This window comes from Leisingera sp. ANG-S5, assembly GCF_000813925.1.
GTDB lineage: Bacteria > Pseudomonadota > Alphaproteobacteria > Rhodobacterales > Rhodobacteraceae > Leisingera.
Window position 1 is genome coordinate 425056 of sequence record NZ_JWLH01000001.1, and the last position, 15033, is coordinate 440088.

At 62.4% G+C, this 15033-nt stretch carries 16 protein-coding genes; 7 read left to right on the forward strand and 9 right to left on the reverse strand.

Translation table 11 applies throughout. The features are described 5' to 3' along the window. Positions 1-74: 74 nt before the first annotated feature. From RA25_RS02130 to RA25_RS02140, 3 genes are all read right to left on the reverse strand, one after another. Positions 75-2108: a PhoX family protein gene (locus RA25_RS02130; RefSeq protein ID WP_039170308.1), complete on the reverse strand. Its 2034-nt coding sequence runs from the start codon at positions 2106-2108 to the stop codon at positions 75-77. 82 nt (positions 2109-2190) lie between these two features. Beyond that, positions 2191-2529, reverse strand: a complete 339-nt coding sequence (locus RA25_RS02135) for an ArsR/SmtB family transcription factor (protein ID WP_039169785.1) — start codon at positions 2527-2529, stop codon at positions 2191-2193. Positions 2530-2759: 230 nt separating this feature from the next. Then, a complete protein-coding gene (locus RA25_RS02140) occupies positions 2760-3767 on the reverse strand; it encodes a GlxA family transcriptional regulator (protein ID WP_039151854.1) in 1008 nt (335 codons plus the stop codon). 252 nt (positions 3768-4019) lie between these two features. Between RA25_RS02140 and RA25_RS02145 the strand changes: the two genes are divergently transcribed. The 6 genes from RA25_RS02145 (at position 4020) to RA25_RS02170 (ending at position 7863) form a co-directional block, all read left to right on the forward strand. Continuing rightward, positions 4020-4652 carry an ATP-dependent Clp protease proteolytic subunit gene (locus tag RA25_RS02145; protein ID WP_019295831.1) on the forward strand — a complete coding sequence of 211 codons (633 nt, stop codon included), beginning with the start codon at positions 4020-4022 and terminating at the stop codon, positions 4650-4652. Positions 4653-4801: 149 nt separating this feature from the next. Continuing rightward, the gene (gene clpX, locus RA25_RS02150) at positions 4802-6070 is read left to right on the forward strand and encodes an ATP-dependent Clp protease ATP-binding subunit ClpX (protein ID WP_019295832.1); all 1269 of its coding nucleotides are present in this window, start codon (positions 4802-4804) and stop codon (positions 6068-6070) included. 66 nt (positions 6071-6136) lie between these two features. Then, a complete protein-coding gene (locus RA25_RS02155; RefSeq protein WP_019295833.1) occupies positions 6137-6502 on the forward strand; it encodes a RidA family protein in 366 nt (121 codons plus the stop codon). 134 nt (positions 6503-6636) lie between these two features. Next, entirely contained in the window at positions 6637-7023 is a 387-nt protein-coding gene (locus RA25_RS02160; protein ID WP_039169788.1) for an NADH:ubiquinone oxidoreductase subunit NDUFA12, read from the forward strand. A gap of 25 nt (positions 7024-7048) precedes the next feature. Continuing rightward, positions 7049-7504 carry an outer membrane lipid asymmetry maintenance protein MlaD gene (gene mlaD, locus RA25_RS02165; RefSeq protein WP_019295835.1) on the forward strand — a complete coding sequence of 152 codons (456 nt, stop codon included), beginning with the start codon at positions 7049-7051 and terminating at the stop codon, positions 7502-7504. Beyond that, positions 7501-7863, forward strand: coding sequence for a DUF2155 domain-containing protein (locus RA25_RS02170; RefSeq protein WP_019295836.1), 363 nt, complete (start codon positions 7501-7503; stop codon positions 7861-7863). Before mlaD ends, RA25_RS02170 begins: the two co-directional genes overlap by 4 nt. Here the strand turns inward: RA25_RS02170 and aat are convergent. From aat to RA25_RS02190, 4 genes are all read right to left on the reverse strand, one after another. Beyond that, positions 7827-8459 carry a leucyl/phenylalanyl-tRNA--protein transferase gene (gene aat / locus RA25_RS02175; RefSeq protein ID WP_019295837.1) on the reverse strand — a complete coding sequence of 211 codons (633 nt, stop codon included), beginning with the start codon at positions 8457-8459 and terminating at the stop codon, positions 7827-7829. The two genes, RA25_RS02170 and aat, sit on opposite strands and share 37 nt — an antisense overlap. Positions 8460-8534: 75 nt before the next feature. Beyond that, positions 8535-9884, reverse strand: coding sequence for an acetyl-CoA carboxylase biotin carboxylase subunit (gene accC / locus RA25_RS02180; RefSeq protein WP_039151847.1), 1350 nt, complete (start codon positions 9882-9884; stop codon positions 8535-8537). 9 nt (positions 9885-9893) lie between these two features. Further along, positions 9894-10397 (reverse strand): acetyl-CoA carboxylase biotin carboxyl carrier protein, encoded by a 504-nt coding sequence (accB, locus tag RA25_RS02185; RefSeq protein ID WP_039151875.1) that lies wholly within the window; start codon positions 10395-10397, stop codon positions 9894-9896. Between the two features lie 156 nt (positions 10398-10553). After that, positions 10554-11090 carry a PAS and helix-turn-helix domain-containing protein gene (locus RA25_RS02190; protein ID WP_019295840.1) on the reverse strand — a complete coding sequence of 179 codons (537 nt, stop codon included), beginning with the start codon at positions 11088-11090 and terminating at the stop codon, positions 10554-10556. 95 nt (positions 11091-11185) lie between these two features. Here RA25_RS02190 and RA25_RS02195 point away from each other — a divergent pair, with 95 nt between their 5' ends. Next, complete coding sequence (locus RA25_RS02195; protein WP_039169791.1) at positions 11186-12694, forward strand: class I adenylate-forming enzyme family protein; 1509 nt, start codon at positions 11186-11188, stop codon at positions 12692-12694. Positions 12695-12707: 13 nt separating this feature from the next. Here RA25_RS02195 and RA25_RS02200 read toward each other — a convergent pair whose 3' ends face one another. Continuing rightward, complete coding sequence (locus tag RA25_RS02200) at positions 12708-14021, reverse strand: adenylate/guanylate cyclase domain-containing protein (RefSeq protein WP_039169795.1); 1314 nt, start codon at positions 14019-14021, stop codon at positions 12708-12710. Positions 14022-14269: 248 nt separating this feature from the next. Beyond that, positions 14270-15025, reverse strand: coding sequence for an ABC transporter ATP-binding protein (locus tag RA25_RS02205; RefSeq protein WP_039151840.1), 756 nt, complete (start codon positions 15023-15025; stop codon positions 14270-14272). Between the last annotated feature and the right edge of the window lie 8 nt (positions 15026-15033).

Here is a 15033-nt window from a genome sequence, read left to right on the forward strand (position 1 = left end):
CAAGGCGTGCTTGAAACATCTAGGGCATAACCGGGGAGCTGCGGCTCACAATTTAGTGGGGCTGAGGCGCCCGGTCAGGTTGCGATCTTGCCGCCACCCTGTTTGGTGATCACGACTACCGAGGGGCGCGGCGGCATCGCCGGGTCGAAATCCGGCCAGCGGGTGGCCGGGTCATCGAAAGTGGATTCGCGTTCAAAGCCTTTCAGGTTTTTGGTTCCGTCGGTGCCGGGGTGCTGCACTGCCAGGAACAGAGTTTCAATGTCCGGGGTGAAGTAGGGGCCGCAAAGCTCTGCCCCCACGGGACAACGGAAGAACAGTTTGGAGTGGCCGCGCAGACCCCCTTCGGTCTCCACGCCATATAGCCCGTCGGATTTGCCTGTCTTGTCCCACTTGCGGCCCTGGTCGGTGGCGACCCAGAGGCGTCCCTCGGCGTCGATGGCGCAATTGTCCGGGGAGCCGAACCAGCCGTTTTCTGTGGTTTCCAGGTTCCATTGCGCTCCTACGGCGGCAATTGCGGGGTTTCCGCATTGCACCAGGATGGACCAGCTGCCGCGGGTGGCAGCGTGGTCGCCGCCGTCCTCCTTGAGTTCGATGATATGGCCGAAATCAGACTCAGGCCGCGGATTGGCGGCGTTGGTCTGGCCCGGCTCACGCTTGGAGTTGTTGGTCAGCATCACGAAAGCAGTGCCGTCGCCGCGCGGCGAGACATCTTCGGGGCGGTCCATCGGGGTTGCGCCCAGAACATCCGCGGCCAGGCGGGCGTCAATCAGCACGTCTGCCTGGCTGGCAAAGCCGTTGTCCGCCGTGAGCGGCCCGTGGCCTTGCACCAGCGGCAGCCAGTGCAGGGTGCCGTCCGGATCAAACCGGGCCGCATAGAGCGTGCCGTCGCTGAGCAGGCGGGAGTTGGTGGCGCGGTCCTGCGAAACTGATCCGCGGGACACGTATTTGTAAAGGTATTCGAACCGGGCATCGTCGCCCATGTAGACCACCAGGCGGCCGTCGGCGGACAGGGTGGTTTCCGCGCCCTCATGCGCAAAGCGGCCAAGCGCTGTGTGCTTTACCGGCGTGGAATGCGGATCCAGCGGATCAACTTCAACAACCCAGCCGAAGCGGTTCACTTCATTGGGAGTTTTGTCGATGTTGAAGCGGTCATGGTATTTGCCCCAAGCGTACCACATGGCGGGCACGTTGTAGCGGGCCATCTGTGCGGCCTCCGGCTGGCCTGTGAGATCGGGTTCGCCCTCGGCGTCCAGTTGATCGGTCCAGAAATAGCCGTGAAAGTTCTCCTCAGCCATCAGCCAGGTGCCCCAGGGGGTCATGCCGCCGGCGCAGTTGTTCAGGGTGCCAATGACCTCGCGCCCGGTAGGATCAGCGCCGGTCTGCATCCGCGGGTGGCCCGCGGCGGGGCCATCAATGGCCATCACCGTGTTCAGCGGGGAAATGCGGCGGTTCAACTCGCTGTCACGGACAACGGCCCATTTTCCCTCCGGGTTGCGGGCAATTTCCACCACGGAGCCGCCGTGGGCGGCCATTTCGATTTCCGCCAGTTCCCGCGTCATGCCAGCAAACTCTGCCTTGTCCTGGCGGCCAAGGCCGGGGAACATCACCTCTTCATTTGTGTACTCATGGTTCACGCACAAAAGCCCGCGGGTGCCTTCTGCGTTGAGGGGCAGGAACCCAACATAGTCGTTGTTGTAGCCGAACTGCTGAAGCTGTGCTGCGGCGCTCTGGTTCATCACGTCGAAATCCGGCGCGTCCGCGGTGATGGGGTCCCCCCAGCGCAGCAGGATGTCCGCGTCATAGCCCGGTGCGACATGGTGGGTTTCGTCGTTGCCCCATGCCAGTTCGTCAAAGGCGTAACGGCTTTGAGCACTTGAGACAGCCGCGGCGGCCCGGTGCGGCTGAGTGAGAGCCGTCGCGCCAAAAAGGGCAGCAGAGGCAGAGGTGCCAAGCATTCCCTGAAGCACCGCGCGGCGGCCATGGCGGGCGGTGATTACATCTCCGATGGTGCGGTGACGGATCGGGTTGGCGGGGCAATCATCAGCGGCTTCAAAAGCTTCCGCCTTGTTGCCGGTCTGCGGGTCATTGATGATCTGCCTGCGGTTCAATGCTGTGCTCCGGTTGGCGTCCCGCATGGGGGCGGCTTGCGCGGTTTTGCCGGAACGCAGAGTATTGCGCAGCCCGATGGCGTCAATCGCCGTCGTTGCAGAAAATTTCGTAAACCACTTCCAGAACCTTGCGGGGCTTGTCGTCCGCAAGGCTGTAATAGATCGCCTTGCCGTCGCGGCGCGGGACAACCAGGCCCTCAAGACGCAGCCGGGAAAGCTGCTGGGAGACGGCAGCCTGGCGGGCCGACAGAAGTTGTTCCAGTTCCGTCACGGATTTTTCGCCGGAGACCAGATGGCACAGGATCATCAGCCGCCCCTGATGGCTGATGGCCTTGAGAAAGTTGGAAGCCTTGGCCGCGTTTGCAACCATTTGCTCCTTTTCTTCCGGATCCATATCAGCTGAAAACTCGGGCAGTGGCATCTCTGTGTCTCCTGGTGGCACCGGGGCGCCTTACTCCTTTTTGAAATCCGTGCTGGCGAATACTTGGCGTAATTTCTGCGTACTAACAACATAATATGTAGGAGCTGTTACCAGAGTTGAACGGCGCGGCCAAAAGAAAAGCTGCCAATTTTGGTTTTTGTAAAGGTAGCGCCTTTCCGCCCGCTCTAGGCGCAGGACCAAAGATAGGGCGGGTGTTCAAGCCGCCTTTCTCAGCTCCAGCCCTTGCGGAAGAAGTGCGGCGAAGCGCCGAATTTTCGCTTGAACTGGCGTGAGAAGTGGGTGGCCGAATTGAAGCCCGAGGCCAGCGCGATCTCGGTGACAGACATTGAGGTTTCGTTCATCAGCGCAAAGGCGTGGCTGAGGCGCATGTCAAAATAGACATGCATCGGGCTTTGGTTCAGATAGCGCGAGAACAGCCGCTCCAGCTGGCGGCGGGAGATGTCGAGCCGGTCGCACAACTCGCCGATCGACAACGGTTCCTCGATCGATTCCTGCATAAGCTGCAGCGCGTTCAGCAGGCGCTGGTTGCGGCTGCCGATGGCCACCGCATAGTTCGACTTCTGCGGCGCCGCCTGGCCGCCGGAGCGCACATGCAGGCACATATCGGCGACGATGATCGCCAGTTGCTTGCCGTGGCGCTCCTCGATCAGGTGCAGCATCATGTCGGTGGCGGCATTGCCGCCGCCGCAGGTCATCAAGGGCCCCGAGATTTCGAAGATGTTTGGGGAGGGCTCCAGGCTGGGATAGCTTTCCAGGAAGCCCGGCTGGTTTTCCCAGTGCAGGGTGAACTTGTGGTTCTTGATCAGACCGGCCTGGGCCAGCGCAAAGGCACCGGTGCAGATACCGCCAATGGAGCGGCCAAAGCGGCTTTCGCGGCGCAGCCAGTTCAAGGTGACTTCGCTGGCGGCCGCGTGCGGTTCAACGCCTGCGCAGACAAAACCCATCGAATCCGAGGGCAGCGGCTGCAACTGGGTGTCCGGGGTTACCACCATGCCGTTGGAGCAGCGCACCGGCTGGCCGTCCTCCGTCATGATGTACCAGCGGTAGAGCCGGGTGCCGGTCACCTGGTTGGCAATGCGCAGGGGTTCAATGGCGGCGGCCACCGGCAGCATCGTCGCCTTGGGCAGCAGCAGGAAATAGAAATCCTGAGGCTCGCCCTCGAACGGAATGGCGAGATTGGCGGCGGCGCCTTTCTGAACGAAGCTGTCATCGGACATAGCGGGACCCCAGCGCAGCACCCGGTGAAAGACACCGGGCGGAATTCGGACTTGATTTTGCTTCCTAAGGCGCTGGTGCCGCGCGCAGCCCGAGAATAGCGACAGCGTTCCAGCGGATTGCGACACCACATGCAGGTTTGCGTCATTGGGAAAATGCCTGCCGCCTCTTGCAGGTCAAAAGGGGCGATACTAAGACTCGGGTAACACACTGTCGGGTATGGTGCCGGACATAAACAACGCAGGCAGGTTGCAATGATTGATCCCAGAGAAACATACATGAACACCCTGGTCCCGATGGTGGTTGAGCAGACCAGCCGGGGCGAGCGGGCCTATGACATCTTTTCCCGCCTGCTGAAGGAGCGGATCATCTTCCTGAACGGTCCGGTGCATGACGGGATGAGCTCGCTGATCGTGGCCCAGCTGCTGCACCTTGAGGCAGAAAACCCGTCCAAGGAAATCTCCATGTATATCAACAGCCCCGGCGGCGTTGTGACCTCCGGCCTGTCGATCTATGACACCATGCAGTACATCAAGCCCAAGGTCTCGACCCTGGTGATCGGCCAAGCGGCCTCGATGGGTTCGCTGCTGCTGACCGCCGGCGAGCCGGGCATGCGCTTTAGCCTGCCGAATTCCCGCGTGATGGTGCACCAGCCCTCAGGCGGCTTCCAGGGTCAGGCGACCGACATCATGATTCACGCCGAGGAAACCCTGAAGCTGAAAAAGCGCCTGAACGAGATTTACGTCAAGCACACCAGTCAGGATTACGACACCATCGTCAATGCGCTGGAGCGCGACAACTTCATGTCTCCGGAAGAGGCCAAGGAATTCGGTCTGATCGACGAGATCGTCGAGAACCGCGCCAAGGGCGACGACGAGCAGGCCTGACGCCTGCGCTTGTGAACAGCCGTGTGCCCCGCGTTTCAGATGGGGCGCACTTTCACATTGTGGCGGCCTAAGCACTGGCTTAAGCTGGCCAAAAGATGAATTGCCCCGCAGCGCGGGCGCAGCGGACCGGGCGGACTGAAAGGTAGACCATGGCGACGAATTCAGGCGGCGACAGCAAGAACACCCTCTATTGCAGCTTCTGCGGCAAGAGCCAGCATGAAGTGCGCAAGCTGATCGCTGGCCCCACCGTATTCATTTGCGATGAATGCGTTGAACTGTGCATGGATATCATCCGTGAAGAGACCAAGGCCTCCGGCCTGAAGGCGACCGACGGCGTGCCGACGCCCAAGGATATTTGCCAGGTGCTGGATGATTACGTGATCGGCCAGGCCACCGCCAAGCGCGTGCTGTCGGTTGCGGTGCACAACCACTACAAGCGTCTGAACCACGCCCAGAAGGCGGGTTCTGACATCGAACTGGCGAAATCCAACATCCTGCTGATCGGTCCCACCGGCTGCGGCAAGACGCTGCTGGCGCAGACGCTGGCGCGGATCCTGGATGTGCCCTTCACTATGGCGGATGCCACCACGCTTACCGAGGCCGGTTACGTGGGGGAGGATGTCGAGAACATCATCCTGAAGCTCTTGCAGGCCTCGGAATACAACGTTGAGCGCGCGCAGCGCGGCATCGTCTACATCGACGAGGTCGACAAGATTACCCGCAAGTCGGAAAACCCCTCGATCACCCGCGACGTGTCGGGAGAGGGCGTGCAGCAGGCGCTGCTGAAGTTGATGGAAGGCACCGTCGCCTCTGTGCCGCCGCAAGGCGGGCGCAAGCATCCGCAGCAGGAATTCCTGCAGGTGGACACCACCAACATCCTGTTCATCTGCGGCGGCGCCTTTGCCGGTCTCGACAAGATCATCGCGCAGCGCGGCAAGGGCTCGGCGATGGGCTTTGGGGCTGATGTGCGCGACAATGACGAGCGCGGCGTTGGCGAGATCTTCAAGGATCTGGAGCCGGAAGACCTGCTGAAATTCGGCCTGATCCCGGAATTCGTCGGCCGTCTGCCGGTGCTGGCAACACTCGAAGATCTGGACGAGGATGCGCTGGTCACCATTCTGACCCTGCCGAAGAACGCTCTGGTCAAGCAGTACCAGCGCCTGTTCGAGCTGGAAGACACAGAGCTGGACTTCACCGACGAGGCGCTGAGCGCGATTGCCAAGAAGGCAATCGAACGCAAGACCGGCGCCCGCGGCCTGCGCTCGATCATGGAAGACATCCTCTTGGATACCATGTTCGACCTGCCGGGCATGGACAGCGTCACCAAGGTGGTTGTGAACGAGGAGGCCGTGACCTCTGACGCGCAGCCGCTGATGATCCACGCGGATGCCGAGAAGGAGCCGGCGTCAGCGGGCTGACAGGCGAAAGTTTCTGATAGAGCGGCGCGGTCATTTCCGCGCCGCTTTCATGTTGAGGAGAGAAACATGATCAAGCGGATTTCTTCGGGCGGCGAGTTCGAGGCCAAGATCGGCTATTGCCGCGCTGTGGTCGCCGGCGGTTTCGTGCATGTTGCTGGAACCGTAGGGCAGGGCGACGACGTGGTGGCCCAGTGCCGCTCGGCGCTGGACACCATAGGTGCGGCACTGGAGAAGGCAGGCGCCAGCTTTGCCGACGCAGTGCGGGTGAACTATTACCTGCCGGATGCAGCGGAGTTCGAACCCTGCTGGCCCATTCTGGCGGAAACCTTTGGCGCCAACCCGCCGGCGGCCACCATGGTGGAATGCAATCTGATTGACCCCAAATTCCGGATCGAGATCGAATTGACCGCGCTGGCGCCCGCTGAGGGCTGACCCCGCCAGCGGCACAGAGGCCGCTGAGGCAAATCTGCCAAATCCCGCCAAGTCACAGGCTGCCCGTGGCGCAAGCCACTGGACCTTGGCGGGAAATTGGGCCATATCGAAGTCGGAAAAATCCGGAGGCACCCATGGGAATCCTGAACACACTTCTGCGCGCTGTGACCTGGTGGAACGGCTCCACCCTGAACACCCGGATCTTCACCGCCCGCAAGGGCATCAAGGTGGGTGAAGATGACCAGGGCAACGTGTTCTACCGCAACGCGGATGACAGCAAGCGCTGGGTGATGTTCAACGGCGAAGTGGAAGCCTCCCGCATCAGCCCCGACTGGCACGGCTGGCTGCACCGCACCTTTGACGAGGTGCCGAGCGAAAAGCCGCTGAATCACAAGGCCTGGGAAAAGCCGCATCAGGAAAACCTGACCGGCACCATCATGGCCTATGCGCCGGCCGGGTCGATCCGCGCGGGCGGCGAGCCGAAAGAGCGCCGCGATTACGAGGCCTGGGTGCCCGAGTAAACACATCTGCCAAAAGGCTGATTTCATGTCCCATAATCCTACTGAAGTTTTTGCCGGCGGCATCGTGCTGGCGGCGGCCATCGGCTTTGCCGTTTATGCAGGACAGGCGGCTGGCCTGTCGCGTGCCGGCTCCACTTATGATTTGAATGCGTCTTTCCGCTCTTTGGAAGGCGTCAGCGTCGGCACCGACGTGCGGCTGGCCGGGGTCAAGATCGGCACCGTGACCGGTGTGGGCCTGAACCCGGAAACCTTCCGCGCCGATACCGTTTTTTCGGTTAAAGATGGTATCGAGATCCCCGACGACAGCGCCGTGGTGATTTCCTCCGAAGGCCTGCTGGGCGGCAATTTCGTTGAGATCATGCCGGGCGGATCGCCCTTTGCCTTTGAGGCGGGTGACGAGATTGAAGATACCCAAGGCGCGGTCAGCCTGATTTCGCTGCTGGTGAAATTCGTGGCTGGCGGCGGTGAGGAAGAGTCGTGAAGCGGCTGACCGCAGCGCTTACGGCGGTGGTGCTGGCTATGCCCGCCTGGGGGCAGGAGCAGGCCGCACAAGGCACCGCTGCGGTGCTGCGCGCGCTTGACAAGGTGAACGGGCATTCCGTCGATGCTGAGGTCGCCATTGGCGCCAGCGCAGAGATGTTCGGCCTTCTGGTGACTGTGCGGGATTGCCGCTATCCGGCGGAAAACCCGACGGGCGATGCCTTTGCCTATTTGTCGGTTCAGGACCCCAAAAACGGGGCAGAGCATTTTCAGGGCTGGATGATTGCCTCCAGCCCGGCGCTGAACGCGCTGGACCACAACCGTTACGACGTCTGGGTCATCCGCTGCAAAAGCAGCTGAGGATCCGGAACTGCCGGCCGCATGAAATCCGCATCCTTGTCCAAAGCCTCGCGCAGCAGCGCGCGGTAGCGTGCGCGTGTCACTTCGACGCCGCCAAGGGAGGCCAGATGCGGGGTCAGGAACTGGGTGTCGCATAGGGTGAAACCAGCCTGCACCAGCCGGTCGGTCAGATAGGCAAGTGCCACCTTTGACGCATCCCGGCGGCGGGAGAACATGCTTTCACCGAAGAACGCGCCACCCAGAGACACGCCGTATGTGCCGCCTGCCAGTTCGCCCTGGTGCCAGACCTCGAGCGAGTGGGCGTTGCCCATCAGATGCAGTTCCAGGTAGCGGTCGCGGATTTCACTGTTGATCCAAGTTTCTGCCCGGTCGGCGCAACCGTCCACGACACCTGCGAAATCCCGGTTCACGGTGATCTCGAAGCCGCCGTTGCGGATGCGCTTGGCGAGAGAGCGGGAGATGCGGAATCCGTCCAGCGGCAGGATCCCGCGCCGCTTGGGGTCGACCCAGAACACTTCGGGATCGTCGCGGTGTTCGGCCATCGGGAAAACACCGGCGGAATAGGCGTGCAGCAAAAGATCGGCAGTCAGGCTCATGATGCCGCCAGTATAAAGTGGAAAGGCAGGGAAATGTAAAACGGGGCGCATCCGGATGGTGCGCCCCGCAGGATTTTAACCCGGTGTGTTCTCTTCCAGCCAGCGTTCCAGCCAGTGGATGCCGTAATCGCCGGTGTGGATGTCCTGCTCCTGCAGGAGCGCGTGGAACAGCGGCACGGTGGTGTCGATACCGTCGATGATCAGCTCGCCCAGGGCCCGGTTCAGGCGCGCCAGCGCCTCGGTCCGGTCGCGGCCGTGCACGATCAGCTTACCAATCAGCGAGTCATAGTAAGGCGGGATCGAATAGCCGTCATAAAGCGCCGAATCCATCCGCACACCCAGGCCGCCGGGGGCGTGGTACTGGGTGATCTTGCCCGGGCAGGGCGAGAAGTTCGGCAGTTTCTCCGCGTTGATCCGCACTTCGATGGCGTGGCCGTTGATCTCCAGGTCTTCCTGGGTGAAGGACATCGGCAGGCCTTCGGCCACCCGGATCTGCTCGCGCACCAGGTCGACGCCGAAGATGGCCTCGGTCACCGGGTGCTCCACCTGCAAGCGGGTGTTCATCTCGATGAAGTAGAACTCGCCGTCCTCATAGAGGAACTCGACGGTGCCGGCACCGGAATAGCCCATCTTGCCGATGGCGTCGGCGCAGATCTTGCCGATGCGGGCACGCTCTTCCGGGGTGATGCAGGGGCCGGGGGCCTCCTCGAACACCTTCTGGTGGCGGCGCTGCAGCGAGCAGTCGCGTTCCGCCAGATGGATGCCGGTGCCTTTGCCGTCGCCAAAGACCTGAACTTCGATATGACGCGGCTTCTGGAGGTATTTCTCCATGTAAACTTCGTCATTGCCAAAAGCGGCCTTGGCCTCGGAACGGGCGGTGGAGAAGGCCGAAACCAGCTCTTTCTCGTCCTTGGCGACCTTCATGCCGCGGCCGCCGCCGCCGGCGGTCGCCTTGATGATCACCGGGTAGCCCATGTCCGCGGCGGCCTTCTTGGCTGCGCCAATATCAGGCACGCCGCCGTCGGAGCCGGGCACCACCGGGATGCCGAGGTTCTTGGCGGTTTCCTTGGCGGTGATCTTGTCGCCCATGATGCGGATATGCGCCGCCGACGGGCCGATGAAGGTAAGGCCGTGGTCTTCGATGATCTGCACGAAGTTGGCGTTCTCCGACAGGAAGCCGTAGCCCGGGTGGATCGCCTGGGCGCCGGTGATCTCGCAAGCGGAGATAATGGCCGGGATCGACAGGTAGCTTTGGGTGCCGGAGGGCGGCCCGATGCAGACCGATTCATCGGCCATGCGGACGTGCATCGCGTCGGCATCTGCGGTGGAGTGCACCGCGACGGACTTGATGCCCATCTCCCGGCAGGCGCGGATCACGCGCAGGGCGATCTCGCCGCGGTTGGCAATCAGGATCTTGTCAAACATGGCAGACCCTTATTCGATGATGACCAGGGGAGACCCGAATTCAACAGCGGCGCCGTCTTCGACCAGGATGCGCTTCACGGTGCCGGATTTCGGGGCCGGGATGTGGTTCATGGTCTTCATCGCTTCGACGATCAGCAGGGTGTCGCCTTCGCTGACCTGCGCGCCAACCGAAATGAAGGAGGGCGAGCCGGGTTCCGGCTGCAGGTAGACGGTGCCGACCATCGGCGAGGTCACGGCGCCGGGATGGCTGGCCGGATCGTCGTTTGCGGCTGCAGGAGCGGCAGCGGCGGCAGGCGCGGCTGCGGCAGCAACCGGTGCGGGGGCAGCTGCGGCAGGAACCTGTACCTGCACCGGTGCAGCTGCCATTGCAGTCTGGCGCGACACACGCACGTTCAGACTGTCGTCGTCGCCATAGTCGCGTTTGACCTGCAGCTCGGTCAGGTCGTTTTCGCGCAGCAGCTCCGCCAGCGCCTTGATGAATGCCACGTCAGCTTCGTGAGATTTGTTGGTCATATTGTCCTCAGCCAATTCCGACAGGCCCGCCGGAGGGGCGGGCAGGAAATTAGGGCGCTTATAGGGCAAGGATTACCGCAAGGAAAGCACTCCTGAACTGGGCTGTAACATGAGGGCTATGGCGCGGATTCGCAATTGCCGGCAGGAAATTCCTGGTCAAAGAGGCATCCCGGTCAGTTTGGCCACCAGCTCCGGCAGCTTGCGGGCGCCGAATTTCTGCAACAGATGCGCCCGGTGGCTTTCCACCGTGCGGTAGGACAGGTCCAGCTGCTTGCCGATCTCCTTGGCTGACAGCCCCTTGCAGGTAAGGATCGCCACCTCGCGTTCCCGCGGGGTGAGGGAAACGACAGGGCGGTCGTCGGAAATATCGGCAAAGGACCAGATGCCGGTCTGAAACGGCGCCTCCGGCGTCACTGACCGGCCCCGCACCCGGCACCAGAACAAGCCGCCCGACCGGCGGCGCATGATGCGCTCGTCGCTGTAGCTGCCGCTTTGCGCCTCGGGCTGCTGCAGAAGGGCGCCGATGCGGTTGAAGTCTTCCTGGCTGGGATAAAGCTCAGCAACCAGCATTCCGGTGTAGTCGCCGGGCGCGCCGCCGAAGGTCGCCGCGAATTGCAGGTTGCACCGGGTGATGACGCGGCGTTCCAGAACCGCAAGGCCTACAGGGGCATGTTCAAAGGCAAGATCGCTCATATGGTATTCTTACGCAGGTATTTTTGCGGAATTGAAGGGCTTTGCTTGTGCGTGCCAGTTTCCGGCCGCAACGGCAAGCCGGGGAGGCGATTGGGATGAACATTGCAGTGTGGCTGGCGAGGATGGCCGCGGCAGAGGGGGCGCGGCCGGCGCTGTATCTGGGGCAGCAATTGGTTGCAGATTACGCCGGGTTCCATACGCGCGCGGCCTCACTTGCGGGCTGGCTGCGGGCGCAGGACATCGCGCCCGGTGACCGGGTTGGCATTTTCATGAAGAACTGCCCAGACTACCTGATCGCGCTTTATGGCATCTGGTATGCCGGCGCGGCGGCGGTACCTATCAATGCCAAGCTGCATGGCAAGGAGGCGGAGTTCATCCTGCAGAACTCCGGCGCCCGGCTGGTGTTCACCTCGCCGGGCCTGACGGAGGCTGTCGAAGGCACCGAGGCCGAGGTGCGCTGCGTGGATATCACCGGCGCGGACTATGCCGCCGCGTTGCAGGCGGTTCCCGTGGCGGAACCCGCGCAGCGCCTGCCGGAAGACCTGGCTTGGCTGTTTTATACCTCCGGCACCACCGGTCGGCCCAAGGGGGTGATGATCACGCACCGGATGCTGATGAACATGGCGATTGCCTATTTCGCGGATGTCGATCAGGTGAGCGCGGAGGATTACGCGCTGTACGCAGCGCCGATGAGCCACGGTGCGGGAATCTATGCCATCCAGCATGTTCTGGCGGGTGCACGGCATGTCTGCCCGGTGTCCGGCGGCTTTGACGAGGCGGAGATTTTCGATCTGGCGGCGCATTTCGGGCGGGTCCATATGTTCGCGGCACCCACGATGGTCACGCGGATGACGGCTGAAGCGAAACGTCTGGGTCGCAACGGTGAAGGGCTGCGCACGGTCGTCTATGCCGGCGGCCCGATGTATGTCGCTGACATCATGGAAGCGGTGGAGCATTTCGGTCCGGTCTTTGTGCAGGTCTACGGGCAGGGCGAATGCCCGATGGCGATCACCGCGCTGCCGCGCCACGACGTGCAGGACCGCGCGCATCCGCGCTGGAAAGAGCGGCTGGCCAGTGTTGGCCGGGCGCAGAGCGTGGTGGAGGTTCGGATCGGCACGCCTGAGGGAGAGTTCCTGCCAGCCGGAAGCCATGGTGAGATCATGGTGCGCGGCGATGCGGTGATGCCCGGGTACTGGGACAACCCCGAAGCCACCGCCAAGACGCTGGTCAACGGCTGGCTGATGACCGGCGACATGGGGGTGCTGGACGAGGACGGCTATCTGACCTTGCAGGACCGTTCCAAAGACATGATCATCACCGGCGGCTCCAACGTTTATCCGCGCGAGGTGGAGGAGGTCTTGCTGCTGCATCCTCAGGTGCGTGAAGTCTCTGTGGTGGGCCGCCCCCACGCGGATTGGGGCGAGGAAGTGGTGGCCTTTGTCGTGGGCGATGCGCCAGATGCGGAATTGGATGACCTGTGCAATAGCCGGATCGCGCGGTTCAAACGCCCCAAGGCGTATTTGCGTATCGAAGCCTTGCCCAAGAACAACTATGGCAAGGTTTTGAAAACCGAGCTGCGCAAGCGGCTTGCGGAAGGCAGGTGACGGCAACCGGAACTCAGGCGGCGGTTTTGTAGACCTGCCACCTGTCCGGCAGCCCCTTCAGTTCGTGCGAGCCCAGGGATTCGAAGCAGAAGCCGGACCCTGCTACCAGATCCTTGACCGTGCGCGAGACAACGATGTCGCCTGGCTGCGCCAGGTCCGCAATCCGTGAAGCGATGTGCACAGCCAGCCCGCGCACATCGTCCTCGGTGACCTCGACCTCGCCGGTATGGACCGCCACGCGGATATCAAGTCCAAGCCTGGAAATGGCGTCACGGATGGCACCTGCGCATTGGATGGCCCGGCCGGGGCCGTCAAACGTGGCGAGAAACCCGTCGCCCAGCGATTTGATTTCCCGCCCGTCATACTGCTGCAGTTCCTGGCGCACCCGTGCATCATGGGCGTCCTTCAGGCTGCGCCAGGCGCTGTCCCCCATTGCCTCGGCGCGGGCAGTGGAGCCAGCGATGTCGGTGAACACGATGGCGGCCAGCACCCGGTCCACCACCGGATCAGCCTTGGAGCCGGTCACAAACTCCTCGATCTCTGCAACAATCTGCCCGGCCTCCGGCCCGATGAAAGGAAAGTGATCGGTTCCGGACAACTCTATGAGCCGGGCATTGGGAATTCCGGCGGCCAGGGTGCGTCCGCCCTCGATATCGATCAGTGCATCCTCTGTCTTGTGCAGCACCAGCGCAGGCGCTTTGATCGCAGGCAGGATGGCGGTGATGTCGATTTGGCTATTCACTTTCATGATTTCAATCACGTCCCGGGGCGAGGCGCCGGTGCGCTCGTATTTGCCCCACCAGTCCTGGACCTGAAGATCCCCCGCCGTGGAGGGGCAGAACAGCGGCAGGCTGGTTCCGGTTCCCCAAGCAGACTCGGCATAGTCGAACAGCTCCTGCAGCGCCTCCTGCGTCGGGAACCAGGAGGTGAAGCTGGCAAACGCACCGTAAAGGACCAGATGCTCGCAGCGGCGCGCGTGGTAGGCAGCAAATACTGCAGCAAGGGAGCCACCCTCAGAAATTCCCATGACTGATGCGGTGTCAAAGCCGGCTGCATCCATCACAGCGCGGATGTCATCCATCCGCTTGTCCATGTCCGGGGTCGCCACGCCGCGGTCCGACAGGCCGGTGCCGCGCTTGTCAAACACTGCCACCCGGGTGAAATGGCCGATCCGCTCCAGCCAGCGGGCAAAACCTGGCTCGTCCCAATAGGTTTCGATCTGCGAGATGAAGCCCGGCACGAACACCAGGTTGCGCGGTCCGCTGCCAAAGGTTTGATAGGCGATATGAACATCGCCGCTCTTGGCGTATTGTGTCTGTGGTCTCATGGTCAGCCCTCGATGACGGCAATTCGCGCAGCGGGTCCGGGGCACGGGGTGCCGGGAAGTGAAGAGTTAGGCGGCGAGGCCGCGCCGTGCCGCTGCGAGCCTTCTCATACATCCTAGCAAATTGTGGCTTCGAAGTCAGTTTCGCAGGCCACGCAAAAAAGAGGCCAGCCCTGAACAGAGCCGGCCTCAGTCACCCTGTGCCGGCACGCGGGTGGCCGGCACGGCGGAGATGATGTTTTGGATGCGGTTCAGATCGCTAGGTATTCGGCGCGCAGTTCCTCGTTTTCCAGAACCTCGGCGGCGGTGCCGTCAAAGACGATGCCGCCGGTATCGAGGATCACCGCGCGGTCCGCCAGTTCCAGGGCGCGGACCGCGTTCTGCTCGACAATGATGGTTGTCATGCCCTGTTCCTTGATGTGGATGAGGGTCTTTTCAATCTCGTCGACGATCACCGGAGCGAGGCCTTCGTAGGGTTCGTCCAGCAACAGCACCTTGATGTCGCGGGCCAGTGCCCGGGCAATCGCCAGCATCTGCTGCTCGCCGCCCGAAAGCGTCACGCCTTCCTGCTTGCGGCGTTCGCCAAGGCGCGGGAACAGGTCATAGAGACGCTCCAGCGACCAGCCGATGGGTGGCGCGATCTGGGCCAGCTGCAGGTTTTCCTCTACTGTCAGGCCAGGGATGATACGACGGTCTTCGGGTACCAAGCCCAAGCCCGCAGCGGCGGCTTCGTGCGAGGCCATCTTGTGCAGCGGCTTATGGTCCAGCCAGATTTCGCCGCGGGTCACCATGGGGGAGCCGGTGCGGGCGATGGACCGCAGGGTCGAGGTCTTGCCCGCGCCATTCCGGCCCAGCAGCGCCAGGATCTCGCCCTCATGGACGTTGAAGCTGATGCCTTGCACGATGTAGCTCTCGCCGTAATAGGCGTGCACATCCCAGACCGACAGGAAAGCCGGTGCGGTGGTGGCGACGTTGGCATTCTTGGAGAAATCGGGTTTGACGTTCATCTTGGTTC

Coding starts and splice junctions, on each gene's coding strand:
- RA25_RS02160 (WP_039169788.1), top strand. CDS start 6,637: ATGGGAATCCTGAACACACTTCTGCGCGCTGTGACCTGGTGGAACGGC.
- RA25_RS02200 (WP_039169795.1), bottom strand. CDS start 14,021: ATGAGACCACAGACACAATACGCCAAGAGCGGCGATGTTCATATCGCC.
- RA25_RS02195 (WP_039169791.1), top strand. CDS start 11,186: ATGAACATTGCAGTGTGGCTGGCGAGGATGGCCGCGGCAGAGGGGGCG.
- RA25_RS02155 (WP_019295833.1), top strand. CDS start 6,137: ATGATCAAGCGGATTTCTTCGGGCGGCGAGTTCGAGGCCAAGATCGGC.
- mlaD (WP_019295835.1), top strand. CDS start 7,049: ATGTCCCATAATCCTACTGAAGTTTTTGCCGGCGGCATCGTGCTGGCG.
- RA25_RS02145 (WP_019295831.1), top strand. CDS start 4,020: ATGATTGATCCCAGAGAAACATACATGAACACCCTGGTCCCGATGGTG.
- RA25_RS02140 (WP_039151854.1), bottom strand. CDS start 3,767: ATGTCCGATGACAGCTTCGTTCAGAAAGGCGCCGCCGCCAATCTCGCC.
- RA25_RS02190 (WP_019295840.1), bottom strand. CDS start 11,090: ATGAGCGATCTTGCCTTTGAACATGCCCCTGTAGGCCTTGCGGTTCTG.
- clpX (WP_019295832.1), top strand. CDS start 4,802: ATGGCGACGAATTCAGGCGGCGACAGCAAGAACACCCTCTATTGCAGC.
- accB (WP_039151875.1), bottom strand. CDS start 10,397: ATGACCAACAAATCTCACGAAGCTGACGTGGCATTCATCAAGGCGCTG.
- RA25_RS02135 (WP_039169785.1), bottom strand. CDS start 2,529: ATGCCACTGCCCGAGTTTTCAGCTGATATGGATCCGGAAGAAAAGGAG.
- aat (WP_019295837.1), bottom strand. CDS start 8,459: ATGAGCCTGACTGCCGATCTTTTGCTGCACGCCTATTCCGCCGGTGTT.
- RA25_RS02205 (WP_039151840.1), bottom strand. CDS start 15,025: ATGAACGTCAAACCCGATTTCTCCAAGAATGCCAACGTCGCCACCACC.
- accC (WP_039151847.1), bottom strand. CDS start 9,884: ATGTTTGACAAGATCCTGATTGCCAACCGCGGCGAGATCGCCCTGCGC.